This window comes from Flavobacterium tibetense, from assembly GCF_003293845.1.
GTDB lineage: Bacteria > Bacteroidota > Bacteroidia > Flavobacteriales > Flavobacteriaceae > Flavobacterium > Flavobacterium tibetense.
In genome coordinates, this window is sequence record NZ_QLST01000006.1 from 1 (window position 1) to 15,371 (window position 15,371).

At 31.2% G+C, this 15,371-nt stretch carries 18 protein-coding genes; 5 read left to right on the forward strand and 13 right to left on the reverse strand.

Annotated elements, in window-relative coordinates; all coding sequences use genetic code 11:
* The first annotated feature begins 153 nt into the window (after positions 1-153).
* Positions 154-753 (forward strand): bifunctional phosphoribosyl-AMP cyclohydrolase/phosphoribosyl-ATP diphosphatase HisIE, encoded by a 600-nt coding sequence (gene hisIE, locus DPN68_RS05795; RefSeq protein WP_113988708.1) that lies wholly within the window; start codon positions 154-156, stop codon positions 751-753.
* Positions 754-764: 11 nt separating this feature from the next.
* Here hisIE and DPN68_RS05800 read toward each other — a convergent pair whose 3' ends face one another.
* The 4 genes from DPN68_RS05800 to DPN68_RS05815 all read right to left on the reverse strand — a co-directional run bounded on the left by DPN68_RS05800 (position 765) and on the right by DPN68_RS05815 (position 4,919).
* Complete coding sequence (locus tag DPN68_RS05800) at positions 765-1,409, reverse strand: MAE_28990/MAE_18760 family HEPN-like nuclease (protein ID WP_113988709.1); 645 nt, start codon at positions 1,407-1,409, stop codon at positions 765-767.
* On the reverse strand, positions 1,409-2,488 hold the full coding sequence (locus tag DPN68_RS05805; protein ID WP_113988710.1) for a DUF262 domain-containing protein: 1,080 nt from the start codon (positions 2,486-2,488) through the stop codon (positions 1,409-1,411). Before DPN68_RS05805 ends, DPN68_RS05800 begins: the two co-directional genes overlap by 1 nt.
* 134 nt (positions 2,489-2,622) lie before the next feature.
* Positions 2,623-4,122: a hypothetical protein gene (locus DPN68_RS05810; protein WP_113988711.1), complete on the reverse strand. Its 1,500-nt coding sequence runs from the start codon at positions 4,120-4,122 to the stop codon at positions 2,623-2,625.
* Between the two features lie 59 nt (positions 4,123-4,181).
* Positions 4,182-4,919 carry a hypothetical protein gene (locus DPN68_RS05815; RefSeq protein WP_113988712.1) on the reverse strand — a complete coding sequence of 246 codons (738 nt, stop codon included), beginning with the start codon at positions 4,917-4,919 and terminating at the stop codon, positions 4,182-4,184.
* Between the two features lie 79 nt (positions 4,920-4,998).
* On the opposite strand from DPN68_RS05815, the gene DPN68_RS05820 reads away from it, so the two are divergent.
* On the forward strand, positions 4,999-5,385 hold the full coding sequence (locus tag DPN68_RS05820) for an acyl-CoA thioesterase (protein ID WP_113988713.1): 387 nt from the start codon (positions 4,999-5,001) through the stop codon (positions 5,383-5,385).
* A gap of 108 nt (positions 5,386-5,493) precedes the next feature.
* Positions 5,494-6,159 (forward strand): DUF2461 domain-containing protein, encoded by a 666-nt coding sequence (locus DPN68_RS05825; protein WP_113988865.1) that lies wholly within the window; start codon positions 5,494-5,496, stop codon positions 6,157-6,159.
* Between the two features lie 80 nt (positions 6,160-6,239).
* Here DPN68_RS05825 and DPN68_RS05830 read toward each other — a convergent pair whose 3' ends face one another.
* The 7 genes from DPN68_RS05830 to DPN68_RS05860 form a co-directional block, all read right to left on the reverse strand.
* Positions 6,240-7,103, reverse strand: a complete 864-nt coding sequence (locus DPN68_RS05830; RefSeq protein ID WP_113988714.1) for an HAEPLYID family protein — start codon at positions 7,101-7,103, stop codon at positions 6,240-6,242.
* A 71-nt stretch (positions 7,104-7,174) separates the two neighbouring features.
* On the reverse strand, positions 7,175-7,561 hold the full coding sequence (locus DPN68_RS05835) for a hypothetical protein (RefSeq protein WP_113988715.1): 387 nt from the start codon (positions 7,559-7,561) through the stop codon (positions 7,175-7,177).
* 66 nt (positions 7,562-7,627) lie between these two features.
* A complete protein-coding gene (locus DPN68_RS05840) occupies positions 7,628-8,017 on the reverse strand; it encodes a glyoxalase (RefSeq protein WP_113988716.1) in 390 nt (129 codons plus the stop codon).
* Positions 8,018-8,102: 85 nt separating this feature from the next.
* Complete coding sequence (locus DPN68_RS05845; RefSeq protein ID WP_113988717.1) at positions 8,103-9,341, reverse strand: mechanosensitive ion channel family protein; 1,239 nt, start codon at positions 9,339-9,341, stop codon at positions 8,103-8,105.
* Positions 9,342-9,629 carry a DUF3817 domain-containing protein gene (locus tag DPN68_RS05850; protein WP_113988718.1) on the reverse strand — a complete coding sequence of 96 codons (288 nt, stop codon included), beginning with the start codon at positions 9,627-9,629 and terminating at the stop codon, positions 9,342-9,344.
* A complete protein-coding gene (locus DPN68_RS05855) occupies positions 9,626-10,234 on the reverse strand; it encodes a short-chain dehydrogenase (protein ID WP_113988719.1) in 609 nt (202 codons plus the stop codon). The genes DPN68_RS05850 and DPN68_RS05855 overlap by 4 nt, the downstream gene beginning before the upstream one ends.
* A gap of 131 nt (positions 10,235-10,365) precedes the next feature.
* The gene (locus DPN68_RS05860) at positions 10,366-10,734 is read right to left on the reverse strand and encodes a hypothetical protein (protein WP_113988720.1); all 369 of its coding nucleotides are present in this window, start codon (positions 10,732-10,734) and stop codon (positions 10,366-10,368) included.
* Between the two features lie 176 nt (positions 10,735-10,910).
* Between DPN68_RS05860 and DPN68_RS05865 the strand changes: the two genes are divergently transcribed.
* Positions 10,911-12,830 carry a DUF294 nucleotidyltransferase-like domain-containing protein gene (locus DPN68_RS05865; protein WP_113988721.1) on the forward strand — a complete coding sequence of 640 codons (1,920 nt, stop codon included), beginning with the start codon at positions 10,911-10,913 and terminating at the stop codon, positions 12,828-12,830.
* Between the two features lie 3 nt (positions 12,831-12,833).
* The gene (locus DPN68_RS05870; protein ID WP_113988722.1) at positions 12,834-13,439 is read left to right on the forward strand and encodes a 3'-5' exonuclease; all 606 of its coding nucleotides are present in this window, start codon (positions 12,834-12,836) and stop codon (positions 13,437-13,439) included.
* Positions 13,440-13,444: 5 nt separating this feature from the next.
* Here DPN68_RS05870 and DPN68_RS05875 read toward each other — a convergent pair whose 3' ends face one another.
* Complete coding sequence (locus tag DPN68_RS05875; protein ID WP_113988723.1) at positions 13,445-14,116, reverse strand: hypothetical protein; 672 nt, start codon at positions 14,114-14,116, stop codon at positions 13,445-13,447.
* A 41-nt stretch (positions 14,117-14,157) separates the two neighbouring features.
* Positions 14,158-15,285: a chromate efflux transporter gene (gene chrA / locus DPN68_RS05880; RefSeq protein WP_113988724.1), complete on the reverse strand. Its 1,128-nt coding sequence runs from the start codon at positions 15,283-15,285 to the stop codon at positions 14,158-14,160.
* Between the last annotated feature and the right edge of the window lie 86 nt (positions 15,286-15,371).

The window sequence follows — 15,371 nt, forward strand, 5'->3', positions numbered from 1 at the left end:
TCAAACCACATAGAAACATAGAAAATCAATTTTAGAGAGTAAATCATAGCATTGCATTTAGACATAGCTATGTAAACTATGAAAAGTACAACGACTAAAAGCTATATAGTTAAAACCTATGTTTCTATGTGGTAAAAATAAAAAAAACAAAATATGAAAGTAAATTTTAATAAAACAACAGACGGCTTAATCCCAGCTATTATCCAAGACAACGAAACTAAAAACGTCTTAATGCTAGGCTACATGAACCAAGAAGCATTAGACCAAACATTGGCAACCAAAAAAGTAACCTTCTTCAGTCGTACAAAAAACCGATTGTGGACAAAAGGCGAGGAGAGTGGCAACTTCTTAGAACTCATTTCCATTAAAGAAGATTGCGATAACGACACACTTTTAGTAAAAGTAAAACCCGCTGGTCCAACATGCCACACAGGTTTAGATACTTGTTGGCAAGAAACTAATAATCAAGAATTTGGATTTTTATCAAAATTAGAAAACACGATTGCAGAACGAAAAAATAATGCTGATTCAGAAAAGAGTTATGTTGCCTCATTATTTGCAAAAGGCATTAACAAAATAGCGCAAAAAGTAGGTGAAGAAGCCGTTGAAGTAGTCATTGAAGCCAAAGACAACAACGACAATTTGTTCTTATCTGAAAGTGCCGATTTATTGTTTCACTATTTGATTCTATTGCAAGCAAAAGGTTTTGAGTTAAATGATGTGGTGGAAGTTTTGAAAGGAAGGGAAAGATAAAATTTTTAAAATCAAACACTTTTTTTGAATTCTTCAAGTAATGCAGAGTTTTCAATTTCAGTCTTTAATAAGTCCATTAACTCTTGTATTTCATTGAAAATAATTTGGTAAGTATTAAAATCTACTTTTAAAAATTCTCCATGTGCAATGTTATTTCTTGAATCTACCAAATCATCAATTAAACCTTTATAGTTTATAAATTTTGTTTCATCAAGACCTATTATAAAAATAATTTCTCTAAAAATATCATATCTTAAATTAGATTTAGTTTGAATAACATTCGTAGTTAAAATATTTGATTTTTTTTCAAATTCATTTATTAAAAAATCAATTGTTTTTGTCTTTTCTTCAATGTTTTTAATTTCTAAACTACCCAGTTTTTTTGATAATGAAAGAGCAATAAATTGAGACTTAAGCTCACTGTGTTTTAAAAATTTTTTTGCAACAAATTCAAGATAAATTTCCGTTGATTTTTTTGCAAAACCTTCCCAATGCGCATACAAAATTGGTATTGCAAATCTTAATGCAGCATTTTGTTTTGGACTAGGATTATTAGAAACTAAATCGTTAACTAATTTTAACTCTTTACGTCTCCAAGCATAATCTTCTCCAATCGTTTTGGATAGTTGATCAAAAGTGTATACCTTTTTTGCCATTATTTAACAAAATGTTCCTTTGCAAATGGTACTAATTTAGGAATTCTATTTTTTGCATTTGAGCCCGAACCTGAAGTTTGAATATAAGTTTCTTGTTCATAAAGTAATTTAATTTTTGTTCGGATAATTTCATCTTCTTCTGGTAATACATAATTCGAAATATTAGATGATATTCCAACTGAAATAGCTTCAAAAGAAGATTCTAAAAATTTACCTTTAAAATCAGCCCCATTAAACTTTTTAAAGGATTTTTCTCCAAGGATCCTATTCAAAGTTTGAAAGGTTAAGTCAAAATTTGATTTAACACCATTAAAATCAAAGATTTCACTATTCAGTATATCTTCATTTATATCGTCTAAATAATCTCCTACATCTTTTTTATGATTATAATTATAATGTGCAAGAGCTATAAATCTCAACGCTAATTCCATATGATATTGTTCTTCATACAATCTGTCAGATAGAGATAAAGTTTCTTGAAAATCTGGGTTTGTAGCTAATTCATTAAACCAATTATATCTTTCGGGATTAATCATTAACATAACATTATTTCTAACTTCTTGATTTGATGCATTTGACCCACCAGTATTCAATCTTTGAAAAACTTCAAACTTTGCTCGCTTATCAGACTCACTTAAAATTATTGTTAAATGTATTTTTGCTCTCTTAATTGCTAATTTAATACCTTGAGGTAATTCTTTGTCTTTGTCTTCATTATCCCATTTATAACCTTCTAAGCTTGGTATATGTTTTGTACCTTCAAGCACAAGAGGTTCACTTTCAGATAGAACACCAAATAACTGTAATATAGTTGATACTCTTTGTAAACCGTCAACTAATTCCCAAATACCACTTTCATCTTGATAAACAAAAATTGAGGGAATTGGAATTCCTAACATAATTGATTCTATTAATTTTACTTTTTGACCATGTGACCATCTAAACAATCTTTGATATTCAGGTCTTATAATTATCTCATTATTTTCATATAAATTAACCAATTCGCCAATTGACATAGAATAACTGTCAGTTTTAAAACTTGTTCTTCTTTCTTCAATTTGTCTTAATAATTCTTCCATAATCAATTTTTAAATTAATTTAAATATTAACAAATATATCCAAATTTCTCCAAAAATTCTTACCTCTAAAACAAAAATGCAATTTTAAACGTGCAAACTGGTTAAGTCTTTAGATTTGAATGCTAGTAGTGTTTTTATTCCAAAGCTGCAATCTGTTTTAGGTGTTGTTCTACTTGGTATTTATTAAAATTATCCCACTTAGGAGGTGCGCTCATTTTTTGTCCCAACATGGCATCAATACAGCTATTACTATCTTTGTAAGTAGCATATAATAGTGTTAGAATTTTAAAGAAAAATTCATCGAGTTGCACAATTGCTTGTAATTCTGTTTGTAGTGTACTAAAGTTTTCGTCGGCAGGGTTTAACAGTTGTAATACATCCAAAATTTCCTGTTTTTCTTCGGTAGTAATTTCTGTTTGAAAACCGTATTTTAATGATTTAAAAACTAAATTATTCCATACAATACTATCGTGTCCCCAAGGTACATTTGGAAGATGTAAGGAGTGTTCGCAAATCAATACAATTGCTAAAAGCACATCGTTTAAATAACTGGAAGGAAATTCGTCAAAGCTTCTAAATTCAAAACCGCTTTGGTACATTTTTTCCTGATTAAAGTCAAGACCAATATCGGTAAGTAATTCGTAATCTAAAGTAGCTTCAACTTGATCGCGCCACCAAATAGCGTCTTCTTTACTAAAGCGCAAAAGTTTTCTAAATTCATCTACCTGATAAGTTAGAATTTTTCCTTTTGGCATAGCTTTATTAAAGGTACCCACTCCTGTGTATCGCGACATGGCGTTTCTCATAGAACCTGAAGCAAATTTTTCATCTAAGTTATACTTTGTACTAATTACACCCATAATATCTGGACTGCCTAATGTTGTAATGAAAAAAGGTTCAAACCATTGTAGTAAGTAGATGGCGTTGGCATGTTTAGCATCAAAACTAGGGTAATCTACAATCCTGCTTTTTTCAGTAAGTGTTGGTAAAGTAATATGAAAATGGTAGGTTCCATTATTAAACAGCACTATGTTTTCCTGATTGGATATAAACATATTGAGTCCGATGTTATAATCTGGAAAATTCAACTTTTCTGAAAAAACATTGGATTCATTAATTTTATCAATAAATAACTGTTTTGTAGCTTTTAATTCCTCACACGAATCGGTTATTGTTCTATTTTCAAAATATTTTGTTACAAATTCGATTGAATCGCCATCAAAATTTACAGATCCCATAGGATTGTTTTTTTGAGTAAGCATACTTTGAATATTATACGGCTGGTCTTTTAAAAAAACCTCTAGAATTGATTTTCCTTGGTATTCTGGATTGTCTACCAATGGTATTATGTTGGTTAATGTTTTATGTTGAAAGTTAACATCTAGTTTATCCAGTGAATGACTATTAATCATTCTACTTACTTTATAATTTTTAGTCTTATCAAAAGCGGTTTCCAAAACACTTAAAAAACTTCCCGATTTATAACATTTTCTGTAATCAATACTATATCGTTCACAACCAATTTTTTCTTGTATAAATGTACCTGGAACAATAAGCGATTCTTCGAACTGCATGTACGTTTCGTTTTCTAATCCAATTCCCCAGTAATAGTTGTTTTTCTGATTTGATTTCATTGATTTTAATGGACTAAGTAAAGTAATAAATTAATTATAATTGGTTGTTAAATAAGCGTTTATTCATGGTAATAAAAAACATGTGAAGAATAGCGCTCCTGATTCCACCAATCTTTTCTTGCTTTTGAAAAGTAGTTGTAATTTATTTTTCCAGCTTGTGATTGCAACGGATAAATAACTTTACCATTTTCACGGTAAGCCTTTTTTAAATTGGTTTCAGGAACAATAGGTACGATGTGTCCTGAAAGACCTACAATTTTTCGTTTGGCACAAATAATTCCAACTCCACCTTCTGTATTTACTTTATGTTGAATTTCATCTAAATCTGTCATTTTTTTCCAACCAAAACTAGCGCCCCATTTTAAAAACCAATCATGTATTGCGCTAGAGTAGATAGGAAGAACCGTTTCGTTAAAAACAGGAACAACATCTTCTCCATTACGTATTTTTTCAAGGGATTCATCTGTCCACCAAATCGTAGGTAAATACACCTTTGAAAAATAGCAAAAATCATAAGAATACACATTGCAATAGGTGTCTTCGAGTGTTCGTTGATACCTTTGGCTCTTGGTAACGTCTAATTTATCTATGAGTTTTCTAATACTTTCTCGTTTGGTTTCAGCATTTGTTAAATCTCGAAAAGGAATATTAGAATCGCTAATTGGGTGAAATTTTGCTAAAGCGGAATCCAAACGCGAATCTGGATGTACCAATAAATTAGCACTTTTTATACGTTCATCTGAACTAGTAACTTCAACGTGCGATTGTATGTTGGGTGCTATATTTTCTTTTTTCATTTTGTAATAATTCTGTCAACAACTAAATAGAAACAAATATATCCAAATTTCTCCCAAAATTCTTACCTTTAAAACAAAAATGCAATTTCATACGCGCAAACTGGTTAAACCAGAAGATTTGAATGCCAATGGCATTTTATTTGGTGGAAAATTAATCGCTTGGATTGATGAAGAAGCCGCTTTATTTACCATTGTTTTATTGAATAATCCAAAAGTAGTTACCAAATTCATTAGTGAAATCAATTTCATGAGTGCCGCTAAACAAGGTGATATCGTGGAAATTGGTATTGATGTGGCAAAATTTGGAAAATCATCCGTAGTGCTGAAAAGTGTGGTACGAAACATGATGACCAAAGAAACAATTATCACCATCGATAACATCACCATGGTAAATTTAGACGAAAACGAAAAACCAAATCCGCACGGAAAAACCTTAATGGATTTAAAAAATCGTTTTGAGAAATAAATATTCATTATTGCCACGGATTAAAGGATTAAAAGGATTTTTAAAGTATGTAATCTGTGCTAATCAGTGTAATCTGTGGCTAAAAAATGGCTAAATAAATTAAAAAATATGTTACAAAAATCAACCTTAGAATTTCTAAACCAACTCCAAGCAAACAACAACCGCGATTGGTTTGCAGAACATAAAAAAGCTTTTGAAACGGAACAAAAATTAGCCAAAGCGTTTTTTACATCAGTAGGTGAGCAGTTGGGAAAAATAGATAGCATTGAACGCATTCAGATTTTTAGAATTTATCGCGATGTGCGTTTTTCTAAAGATAAATTGCCTTATAAAAATCATTTTAGTGTTGGTTTTACTCGAACCAAACCTTTGCTTCGTGGTGGTTATTATTTGCATATTGAACCTGGTGGAAGTTTTGTTGGTGGCGGATTTTGGGAACCCAATCCTGTAGATTTGAATCGCATCCGTAAAGAATTTGAAATGGATGATGATGAAATTAGAACCATAATTGCTGATGCCACTTTCAAGAAATTCTTTGGAGAACTAAAAGGCGAAGAATTAAAAACCGCTCCAAAAGGTTTCGATAAAACACATCCAGCCATTGATTTGATTCGTAAAAAACAATATTTGCTTAGTCGCAGTTTTTCTGATAAAGAGGTTTTGGCGCCTAATTTTCAAGAAGAAGTTTTAGCCACTTTTCAAGCCATGCGACCATTTTTTAATTATATGAGCGAAGTCTTGAGTACGGATTTGAATGGTGAATCGATTTATTAGATAAAAAGTTCGCAAAGTCGCAAAGAAGCAAAGAAAGACGAATCCAACTTTTGCTAATCTGCGACTTTTCGAGAATTTTATTAATGTCCGGGTTCGTAAATTAAACGTAAAAACGAACTGAAACGTTGGTTTTCTCTTTCAATTGGAATTCCCGTTACGATACCAATCAGGATTTGTTTGGTTACTTCTACACGCATTTGCGGACGAATAGTCATATCAAAATCATCTTTTTGGAATTCTTTATTGAATTCTACTCCAATAAAGTTGCGAGTACCAGGAATCATATAGTGAAAGTTACTATTAACTTGCCATGAGGTATAAGTACTATTATCAGCAAAATGATGAAAAAACAAAGGACCAGTATAAACTAAAGTGTGGAAATTGTTTCCCCAACGTTTCGCACCAACAAAAAACGGATTGTAGACGTTTCCTGTTACCAATCGGTCGCTATTATAACTATTGAAATCCGTCAATTCAAATTCGTGAATATAACCTAAAGCTAAAGATGTTTTTGCTTTTTCGGAAACTAAAAAAGTATATTGTGCAGCCATTTTCAAACTATTCAAGCGGTTATTGGGTGCGGTTTGATTGCCATTTACTGGATAATAAAAAGAAAAGGGTAATTCCACTTCTAAACCTAATCGGTCTATTGGCGCCCATTCGTATTCCACCAAAGCTAAATATTCGTCAAAACTTTGGTTATCCGTCAAGCCTAAACCTACGTTCCATTCTTTTTCACCCTTTCGAGCACCTAAATCTCTAATAAGGTCAATATACAAAGGTTCGGCGTGTAAAACTTTTGGTTTACCAGATTTTTTTTCAACTGCAGAAATATATAAACTATCTTTAATTTGGTTGATTTTTTCTTCATCAACTTGAGCAGAAAGTATTGAAACGTGAAAAGACATGGCAATGATGAACATGCCTAATAAATTATTTTTCATAAGGTATTGATTGATTTAAATTAACAAGATTCTTATTTATAAATTTGAAAATAAGAGTGCATTTGCATAAATTAAACAATCGTTTCGGGCGGTGGTGAAAAAATGGTATAAAATGGATTTTCTACACTAGAACTGGTGTAGCCAAACGTTTTGGTATTGAAATTAAATAAGGGTTGCAAGAACATTAACTTTAAAGCAGAAAAATAAACTTCCAACTTTAGTTTTTTGAGAGAAGTTTGCTCTTGGTTATCCGTATCATTGGTTTCTGGAATAACATCACCAAAATCCAATACTTTTTCTATTACTAACTCAATAATAGATTCTTGTTCGTTGAAAGGAGCAACAGTATTACCAACAACGTTTGGTGCGTCTACGATACTATTTATAAAATAGAAAGCCATGAATAACCATAAGGCTTTCTGGAATCTTATATTTTTAGCAATAGCATACAATTTCATGTCGCAAATGTAAATTTAATTACTGATTTTGCAAAGCAGTTGCTGTTACTATTTTGTTAAAGTGATTTACTCTAAAAGTTGCACTTGGCTTCTCAATCGTTCGATTAATAAATTCATCATACGTTTATTAATATTAGACGAATTTTGAATGTATTCTTTGTATTCAGAAATGGTAAAAAGACCAATAATAATTCCTTTTAATGAATTTCTAAATTTGATGTCTTTTTGAATGACATTCTCAATGTATTGCATTTTTTTATCCGGATTCAACGTAAAAAAAACGCCTTTTTGTTTGGTAGCATAATTTTTGAATACTTCCAAAAATAAATCGTTTTGAAATTTCAAAATAGGTCGCAACGTCTGATTTTGAAACTTTTCCTCGGCACTAGAATTTTCAAAAATTGTTCCAATGGAAGCGCCTCTAATTTCCAAAATGGTTTCATCTTTAGTTTTCATAGCAATTTGATTTATAGTTATCTAAAGTTAAAAAAAATAACCCTCAATTTCTTGAAGGTTATAGTAAGTTATTAAGAATCTATTGTTAATTAGTTTCGTGTGTAAATTGCAATTCAAAGATTTCCAAATCAAAGTATTTTACTGATGCAATCACATGATCAAAAATATCAGCCATGATGTATTCATAGCTTGCCCAAGTTTTATCTTTTGAAAAGCAATAAATTTCTATTGGAATTCCTTTTTCTGTTGGTTGTAAATGTCGTACCATCAACATCATGTCTTTATTAATTCCAGGATGCGATTGAATGTACTGATTGATGTATTTTCGAAACAAACCTAAATTCGTCAAGTTTCTACCATTTACAATAACCGACTTGTCTACATTATTATTTTGGTTGAATTTATCAATATCCGATTGACGATGCTCAATATAATTAGTCAAGTGTTGAATTTGCTTGAACTTTTCCAATTCCTGTGTTTCAATAAAACGAACAGAATTGGCTTTAATTAAAACATGACGTTTGATTCTTCTTCCGTCGGACTTAAGCATACCACGCCAGTTTTTGAAACTATCTGTAATTAAACTGTACGTTGGAATTGTTGTTGTGGTATTGTCAAAATTACGCACTTTAACGGTTGCCAAGTTAATTTCAATTACGTCACCATCGGCTCCAAATTTATCAGAAGTAATCCAATCGCCAATTCGCACCATATCATTCACAGAAACCTGAATACTAGCCACAAATCCAAGAATGGTATCTTTGAAAATCAAAATAATTAAAGCCGAAATCGCTCCAAAAGTGGTGAATAAGGTTTTAGCATTCGTATCAAACAAAATCATGATGAATGAAGTAATACCAAACGTCCACAATACAATCATAATTACTTGAATGTAACTATCGATTGGCTTGTCGCTAAAACGTGGTTGTTCCTTTAGATAATCTTTTAATGCATTGAAAACACTTCGAGTTATCCAAAGGGAAAGAATAATAATGTAGATTTTAACTCCTTTTTCAAAAATGCCTTCCCAATACGTAAAATCGTGTAAAATAATAGGAACCGTTTTGTAAATAAACAACAACGGAACCAAATGCGCGATGTATTTAGCTGTTTTATTAGCAACCAAAAAATCATCGAAAGTTGATTTAGTTTTAGCAGCAAAAATGGCCAAAATAATGATAAAAATCTTTTTAAAGATATAATCTAAAATGAACGAAACCACAATTAATACCGCAATATTTACAAATAAATTGGTATAAACAGCGAAGGTTTCGTTGCAATCAAAGTTTTTTAATATTTCGTATGCCCAATTAAATAATTTCATTTACGCTGGTGAATTCAAGTATTTCTTTTCTATGTAAAACGTACCAAATGGTATAAACGAAGCAATACAAATAATGAAATACTTTTTAAAATCCCATTTCAGCTCAATTTTCAATAAAGTCGCTAAAGCAATGTAGAGAATGAATAATATTCCATGAGCCATTCCAATTGGAAATAACAACATTTTATAGATATCAAAATTTGTTGGTTTTATAGCTAACATGTTAAAAAACAAAACCAATAACGAAACGCCTTCTAACCAAGCGATTATTTTAAAAAATTTCATCATGATAAAGCAGAATAGATAAGGAATCCGTAAATAATAAAACGGAAAAATCGTAATAAGGCGAATAAAAAGAAATGTTTACGCGAAAATTTAATCATTCCGGCAGCCAAACAAGCCATTGCAAATGGTAATGGAAGTAAAGCACCAACAGCAATTAAAAAGCCACCCCATTTTTGCATATTAATAATGTGACGCGCCATTTTTCCGTACAAGAAATTATTTACCGCTGGAATAGCAGCAATTGTCATTCCAATAAAATAGGCTAAAACACCACCAATATAGGATAATATAGCTAAAATAGCCAGATAGAGTAGTGGTGAACTGGTACTTTTTGTCCAAGCAATAAAAATATCTGGTGGAATAATTCCTAAAATCGTTTCGGAAGCAAGAAAAACTCCAAAAATTGCAAAATCATTCAAATTTTGAGTGAGTTGCTGCAAACCTTCATTTAAATTTATAACTTTATAATTAACATAAAATAATATACCAACAATAACAGCTGTTGGCAAAATAGCGCTTTTAACACCTTGCCAAATAAACGAGTAGAATCCCGTATATTTATAATACTGATGCAATAATTGCGATCTTGATTTTTTTCTTACTTTCATGTTTTTGAGTAACTAAATTTGGGAAAACAAATTTAATTTTTTTAGTGAAATAACAACGTTAAATAATGTATAAAAAAATCGGTCTTTTGGACCGATTTGATATTATGTAAAATAGAAGCTAGTTTTTAAGATTAAAAAGCTAAAAAAGCAGCATTATATTCTTTTAAATCTAACAAGTTGTTTTTCTTAGTTAAATCGTGAATCAACGACAAGAAATACTCAAAACTTTCCATATTATTTTCATCTGAAAAGTTAGCTGTATCTGAATCAACTTCATCTTCAATTGGTTCATCATCTGGAATCGCAATTAAAAAGGCATTATTTGCTTCTAAATGTTCGTAAGCCAAACGTAAAGCTTTGGTAACAACAGGATTTTGTTCTTCTAAAGAATATTCACGAATTTTTTTCAAATCAGTAACAATAGATGCTACATCAAATTGATTTTGCAAAAGTTCTTTTTGAATCTTTTCAATTAGTTTCTGTGCGTATTTATTTTCCATTTTTTGGAGTATATTTAATAAGGATTGCAAAAATAGTATTAAATTCGTTTTTATACAATTGTTTTTGAAATTTATATTATTTACTTTTGAACTATAATATACATTATGTAAAATAGAAAATTTAATTTCATTCTATTTAAAAGATATTGTAACTTCGTACAAAGTTTTACAAAGTCATGAAAAACCCTATTGCAGAACGGATATCCGATTTTTTAAAAAAACATCATCCCTTTTCTAAAATACAATATGCAGAATTGGTTATAGTTGCCAATCATATTAAAGTTATTTACTTAGAAAAAAATGATGTTCTTTTTAAAATTAATGATGCTATACATGATTGTTTTTATGTAGTAGCTAACGGCGCTATTGGTTTATCAGTAACTTCTGATGCTGATGAAGTTTTAATTGACAAATGTGACGAAGGTGATATTTTAGGCTTACGTCCGTTTTTTGCCAAAGATAATTACTTAATGACAGCTAAAGCTCGTGAAGAAAGTATTGTTTATGCTATTCCAATTGAAATTTTCCGCCCAATCGCTATTAATAATGTGGAAGTTTTGCAGTTTTTACTCCAAAGTTTTGCTTCCAATACTAGAAATCCTTACGATAAAAATCACAAAGGAAAATTAATTTCGGAAAATGTTATTTATGATTCACAAACCGATAATATTCAACATTATCAACCTATTAATTATACCAAATCACCAATAACGGCTTCAAAATCAGATATTATTCGTTACGTAGCACAAACGATGTCCAGTAGAAAAATTGGAAGTATCATTATTCATGAAAACCGCTTACCTATTGGAATTGTTACCGATAAAGATTTACGTTCCAAAATCGCAACAGGTTTGTTCTCCATCGATGTTACTATTGATAAAATCATGTCGACTCCCGTAATTACTGTTCCTGAGAACTTATCGATTGCCGAAGCACAAATGATGATGCTAAAACACAATGTCGGTCATTTATGTGTAACCAAAGATGGAACCGATCAATCCGAAATCACAGGAATTATCTCCGAGCATGATGTTATTGTTGCACAAGCGAATAATCCTGGCGTTCTTTTAAAACAAACAAAAAGAGCAACAAATACAGAGGAATTAAAGGTTGTAAGAGAAAAAGTAACCGATTTAATCCAAAATTCAATCGATAAAAACATTCCAATTAACCATATTTGTTCGATTGTAGGTGAAATCAATATCGCCATAACCCAACGCTGCATTGAACTTTCGCTAGAAAAAATGGAAACTCCTCCTCCAGCCCAATTTTCATGGATAAACATTGGAAGTCAAGGAAGAAAAGAACAACTTTTACTTACCGACCAAGACAATGCCATTGTTTTTGAAGATGTAGAAGATGAAAAATACGATGAAGTAAAAACGTATTTTGTAAAACTAGCGGAAAAAGTAAATAAAAGATTGCATAAAATTGGCTACGAATATTGTCCTGCCGAAATGATGGCTATGAATCCCAAATGGTGCAAATCAGTAACCGATTGGAAAAGTCAGTTCAAAGGTTGGATTCACTCGCCTGGAGAAAAAGGTATTTTAATGTGTACGATTTTCTTCGATTATAACTTTGTTTTTGGAAATGAAACCTTGGTAAATGAAATCACGGCAACTATTTTTGAAGAAACTAAAAAGAACGACTTATTTTTTGCGTATTTAGGCGCCGATGCTTTGAAAAATCCGCCACCATTAGGCTTTTTCCGCCAGTTTTTGGTAGAAAGTGATGGCGAACATAAAGATGCTTTCGATATCAAAAGTCGTGCTTTGATGCCGCTAATTGATGCCGCTAGAATTTTAAGTTTACACCAAGGAATTAAAAAAAGTACCAATACCGTTTATCGCTTTACCAAATTAGCAGAAAAAGAACCGCAAAATGCTGTAATTTATGAAGCTTGTGCCGAAGCTTTTTTAAGTCTTTTAAAGTTCAGAACAGAAGAAGGATTAAATATGAATTCAGATGGTAGGTATTTGAATTTAAATGAGTTATCGAAGTTAGATAAAGTAAAACTTAAGAACGCATTTCAACCTATAAATGATGTGCAAGAAGTCATCAAAAACCGCTTTCAATTAACTTATTTCACTTAATAAATGAAGTTCAATTGGTTTAAAAAAATAGTGCAAGACCATCCCAAATTTTGGGAAACCTATCTCTCCTATTTCGATGAAAATAAGAGTAAAATCAAGCGCTATGTGGTTTTTGATTGCGAAACTACGGGTTTAAACTACAAAAAAGACCGAATTTTATCAATTGGAGCCGTTGGAATTCTCAATAATCGAGTAGAAATTAATGATTTTATAGAAGTTTTTATCAAACAAGATATTTTCAATCCAGAAACAGTTGCTATTCACGGAATTTTGAAAGAAGGTCCAGAAAAAGTAGTTGAAGTAGAAGCTTTAATTCGCTTTTTAGATTTTATAAAAGATGCTACTTTGGTAGGACATCACGTAAGTTTTGATATCGAAATGATTAATCAAGCTTTAAACAGAATGAATTTGGGTACTTTGAAAAATGAATACATGGATACGGATATTATGTACCAAAAACTAAAGCATTTTCAACAAGACCAACACACTTCGCTAGATGAATTATGCGATGTTTATAAAATTAGAAAATCAGACCGACATACTGCAAGTGGTGACGCTTACATAACCGCACTACTCTTTTTAAAATTAAAACGAAAGTTAGAAATTTAGAATTCTTATTGCTTTGGGAAATTAGTTTCTATTACAATTTCTTGTTTGACCCAACTCCTTGTTTTGCTGTTCCAAAGCCATTTATTATTCATTTGTTCTTCCAAAGTATTTGGTGTTTTTTCTTCTAATTTATATTTAGGTTCGTTATTGGTTTGAAAATAAGTTTCCGTTTTATACATGTACAAACTCGCTCCAGGATTAAAACTACTAGAAACTCTTTCCAACGAGCCATCAGTTCTGAAATATAACGTATTGTGAGACGAATAACTCATCAAAATGTTTTCCAATTCATAAATTACTTCACCATTGGGTAAATAAATCCAAATTTTTTGTCGCTCCGATCTAGGTGCAATTTTTACAGAAAGTCTTCCGTCGTTGAAATAATGGTAAGTAGTATCATTTTTGGATGAAACAACTGGATTTTCTTTCTTTTTAGGAGCAATTTCCTCTTTTGGTTGTGGAACTTCAACTTCTTTTAAAACAGTTGGTTTATTGGGTTGTGATTCTTTTTCTTCAACCAAAACTTCTTTTGGAATTGAATCTTTTTGAATTTCTTGTTTTAAAGTTTTTAATTCTAAAGAAAGACTATCTATTTGTTGTTGTAAATTAGAAACTTCAGTAACATCGGGTTTACATGCTACCAAAAGAATGAAAAGAAATGCTAAACCATTTTTCATAAAGGGCGTTTTTTATAGCTTTTCAAAAGTCGTTCCAAAAATTAAATCAAGTTCAAAATATAACCTAAAAGTGAACCACCCAAAACTACAATAGCACTATTTACTTTTTTAAATCCGAAAGTAAAAACCAAACTGATGATGGCGATAAAAATTGTTTTCCAATCGGTAATCGTTTCTTTACCTAAAACATAGCAAATAGCTAAAATAATGGCAACAGCAGCCACATTTACACCATCCAAAAACGAACCGAAAATATCCGATTTCCGCATGATTTTCACCAATGGATTCAACAAAGCCACAAACAAGAATGACGGAAGAAAAATTCCCAATGTACCATAAACAGCTCCAGAAATACCGTTAATTTGATACCCAATAAATGTTACTGCAGAAAAAACGGGTCCAGGCGTGAATTGTCCTACTGCAATTGCATCGATTAATTGTTGGCGAGTTAATAATCCTGTAGTTACTAATTCCGCGTCAAGAAAAGCAAATAAAACATATCCACTTCCGTATAAAATAGCGCCAATTTTCAAGAAAATCAGAAATAATCTAGTATTCAAATCATTCGAAATAGCAGCAGTTGAAATGCTAAAAAAGGCCATTGGAACAATTGAAAAACCTTGATTTTTATTTTTTTGGAAGTATTGATAACCCAACATGAAAAATCCAGCACCAAACAACAGAAAAATTTCATTAAAAGATAAAATTGAACCAATAAGCACTAAAATCCCAAGAATTCGCAACACATTTGTTTTCGTAGAACGAATGGCTAACGGATAAATCGCCGCTAAAATAATCGCAATAATCGCCGGTTTAATTCCATAAATAAAAGGTTGAACTGAAGGAAGTTGGCCGTATTCAGCATAAAAATAAGCGAAAATTCCAGTGATAAAAACGGCTGGTAAAATAAAACACAATCCAGCAATTAAAAGGCCTTTCCAACCTCCTTTTTCATGACCAATATGAATCGCCATTTCGGTGCTATTTGGACCTGGAATTAAATTGGTTGCGCCTAATAAATCCAAGAAATGTGTTTCGGATAGCCACTTTCTTTTGGTTACTACTTCATCTTGCATCATGGCAATGTGAGCTGCTGGACCGCCAAAACCAATAATTCCTAGCTTCAAGAATAATTTAGCGATGTCTTTTAAGCTTGCTTGTTCTTCCATGCTATAAAAATAGTAATTTTTACCACTTTTTAAAAATTCACTAAGATTAAGAAATTGTTACCAATAGTTATAAAGCAAAAAACTGC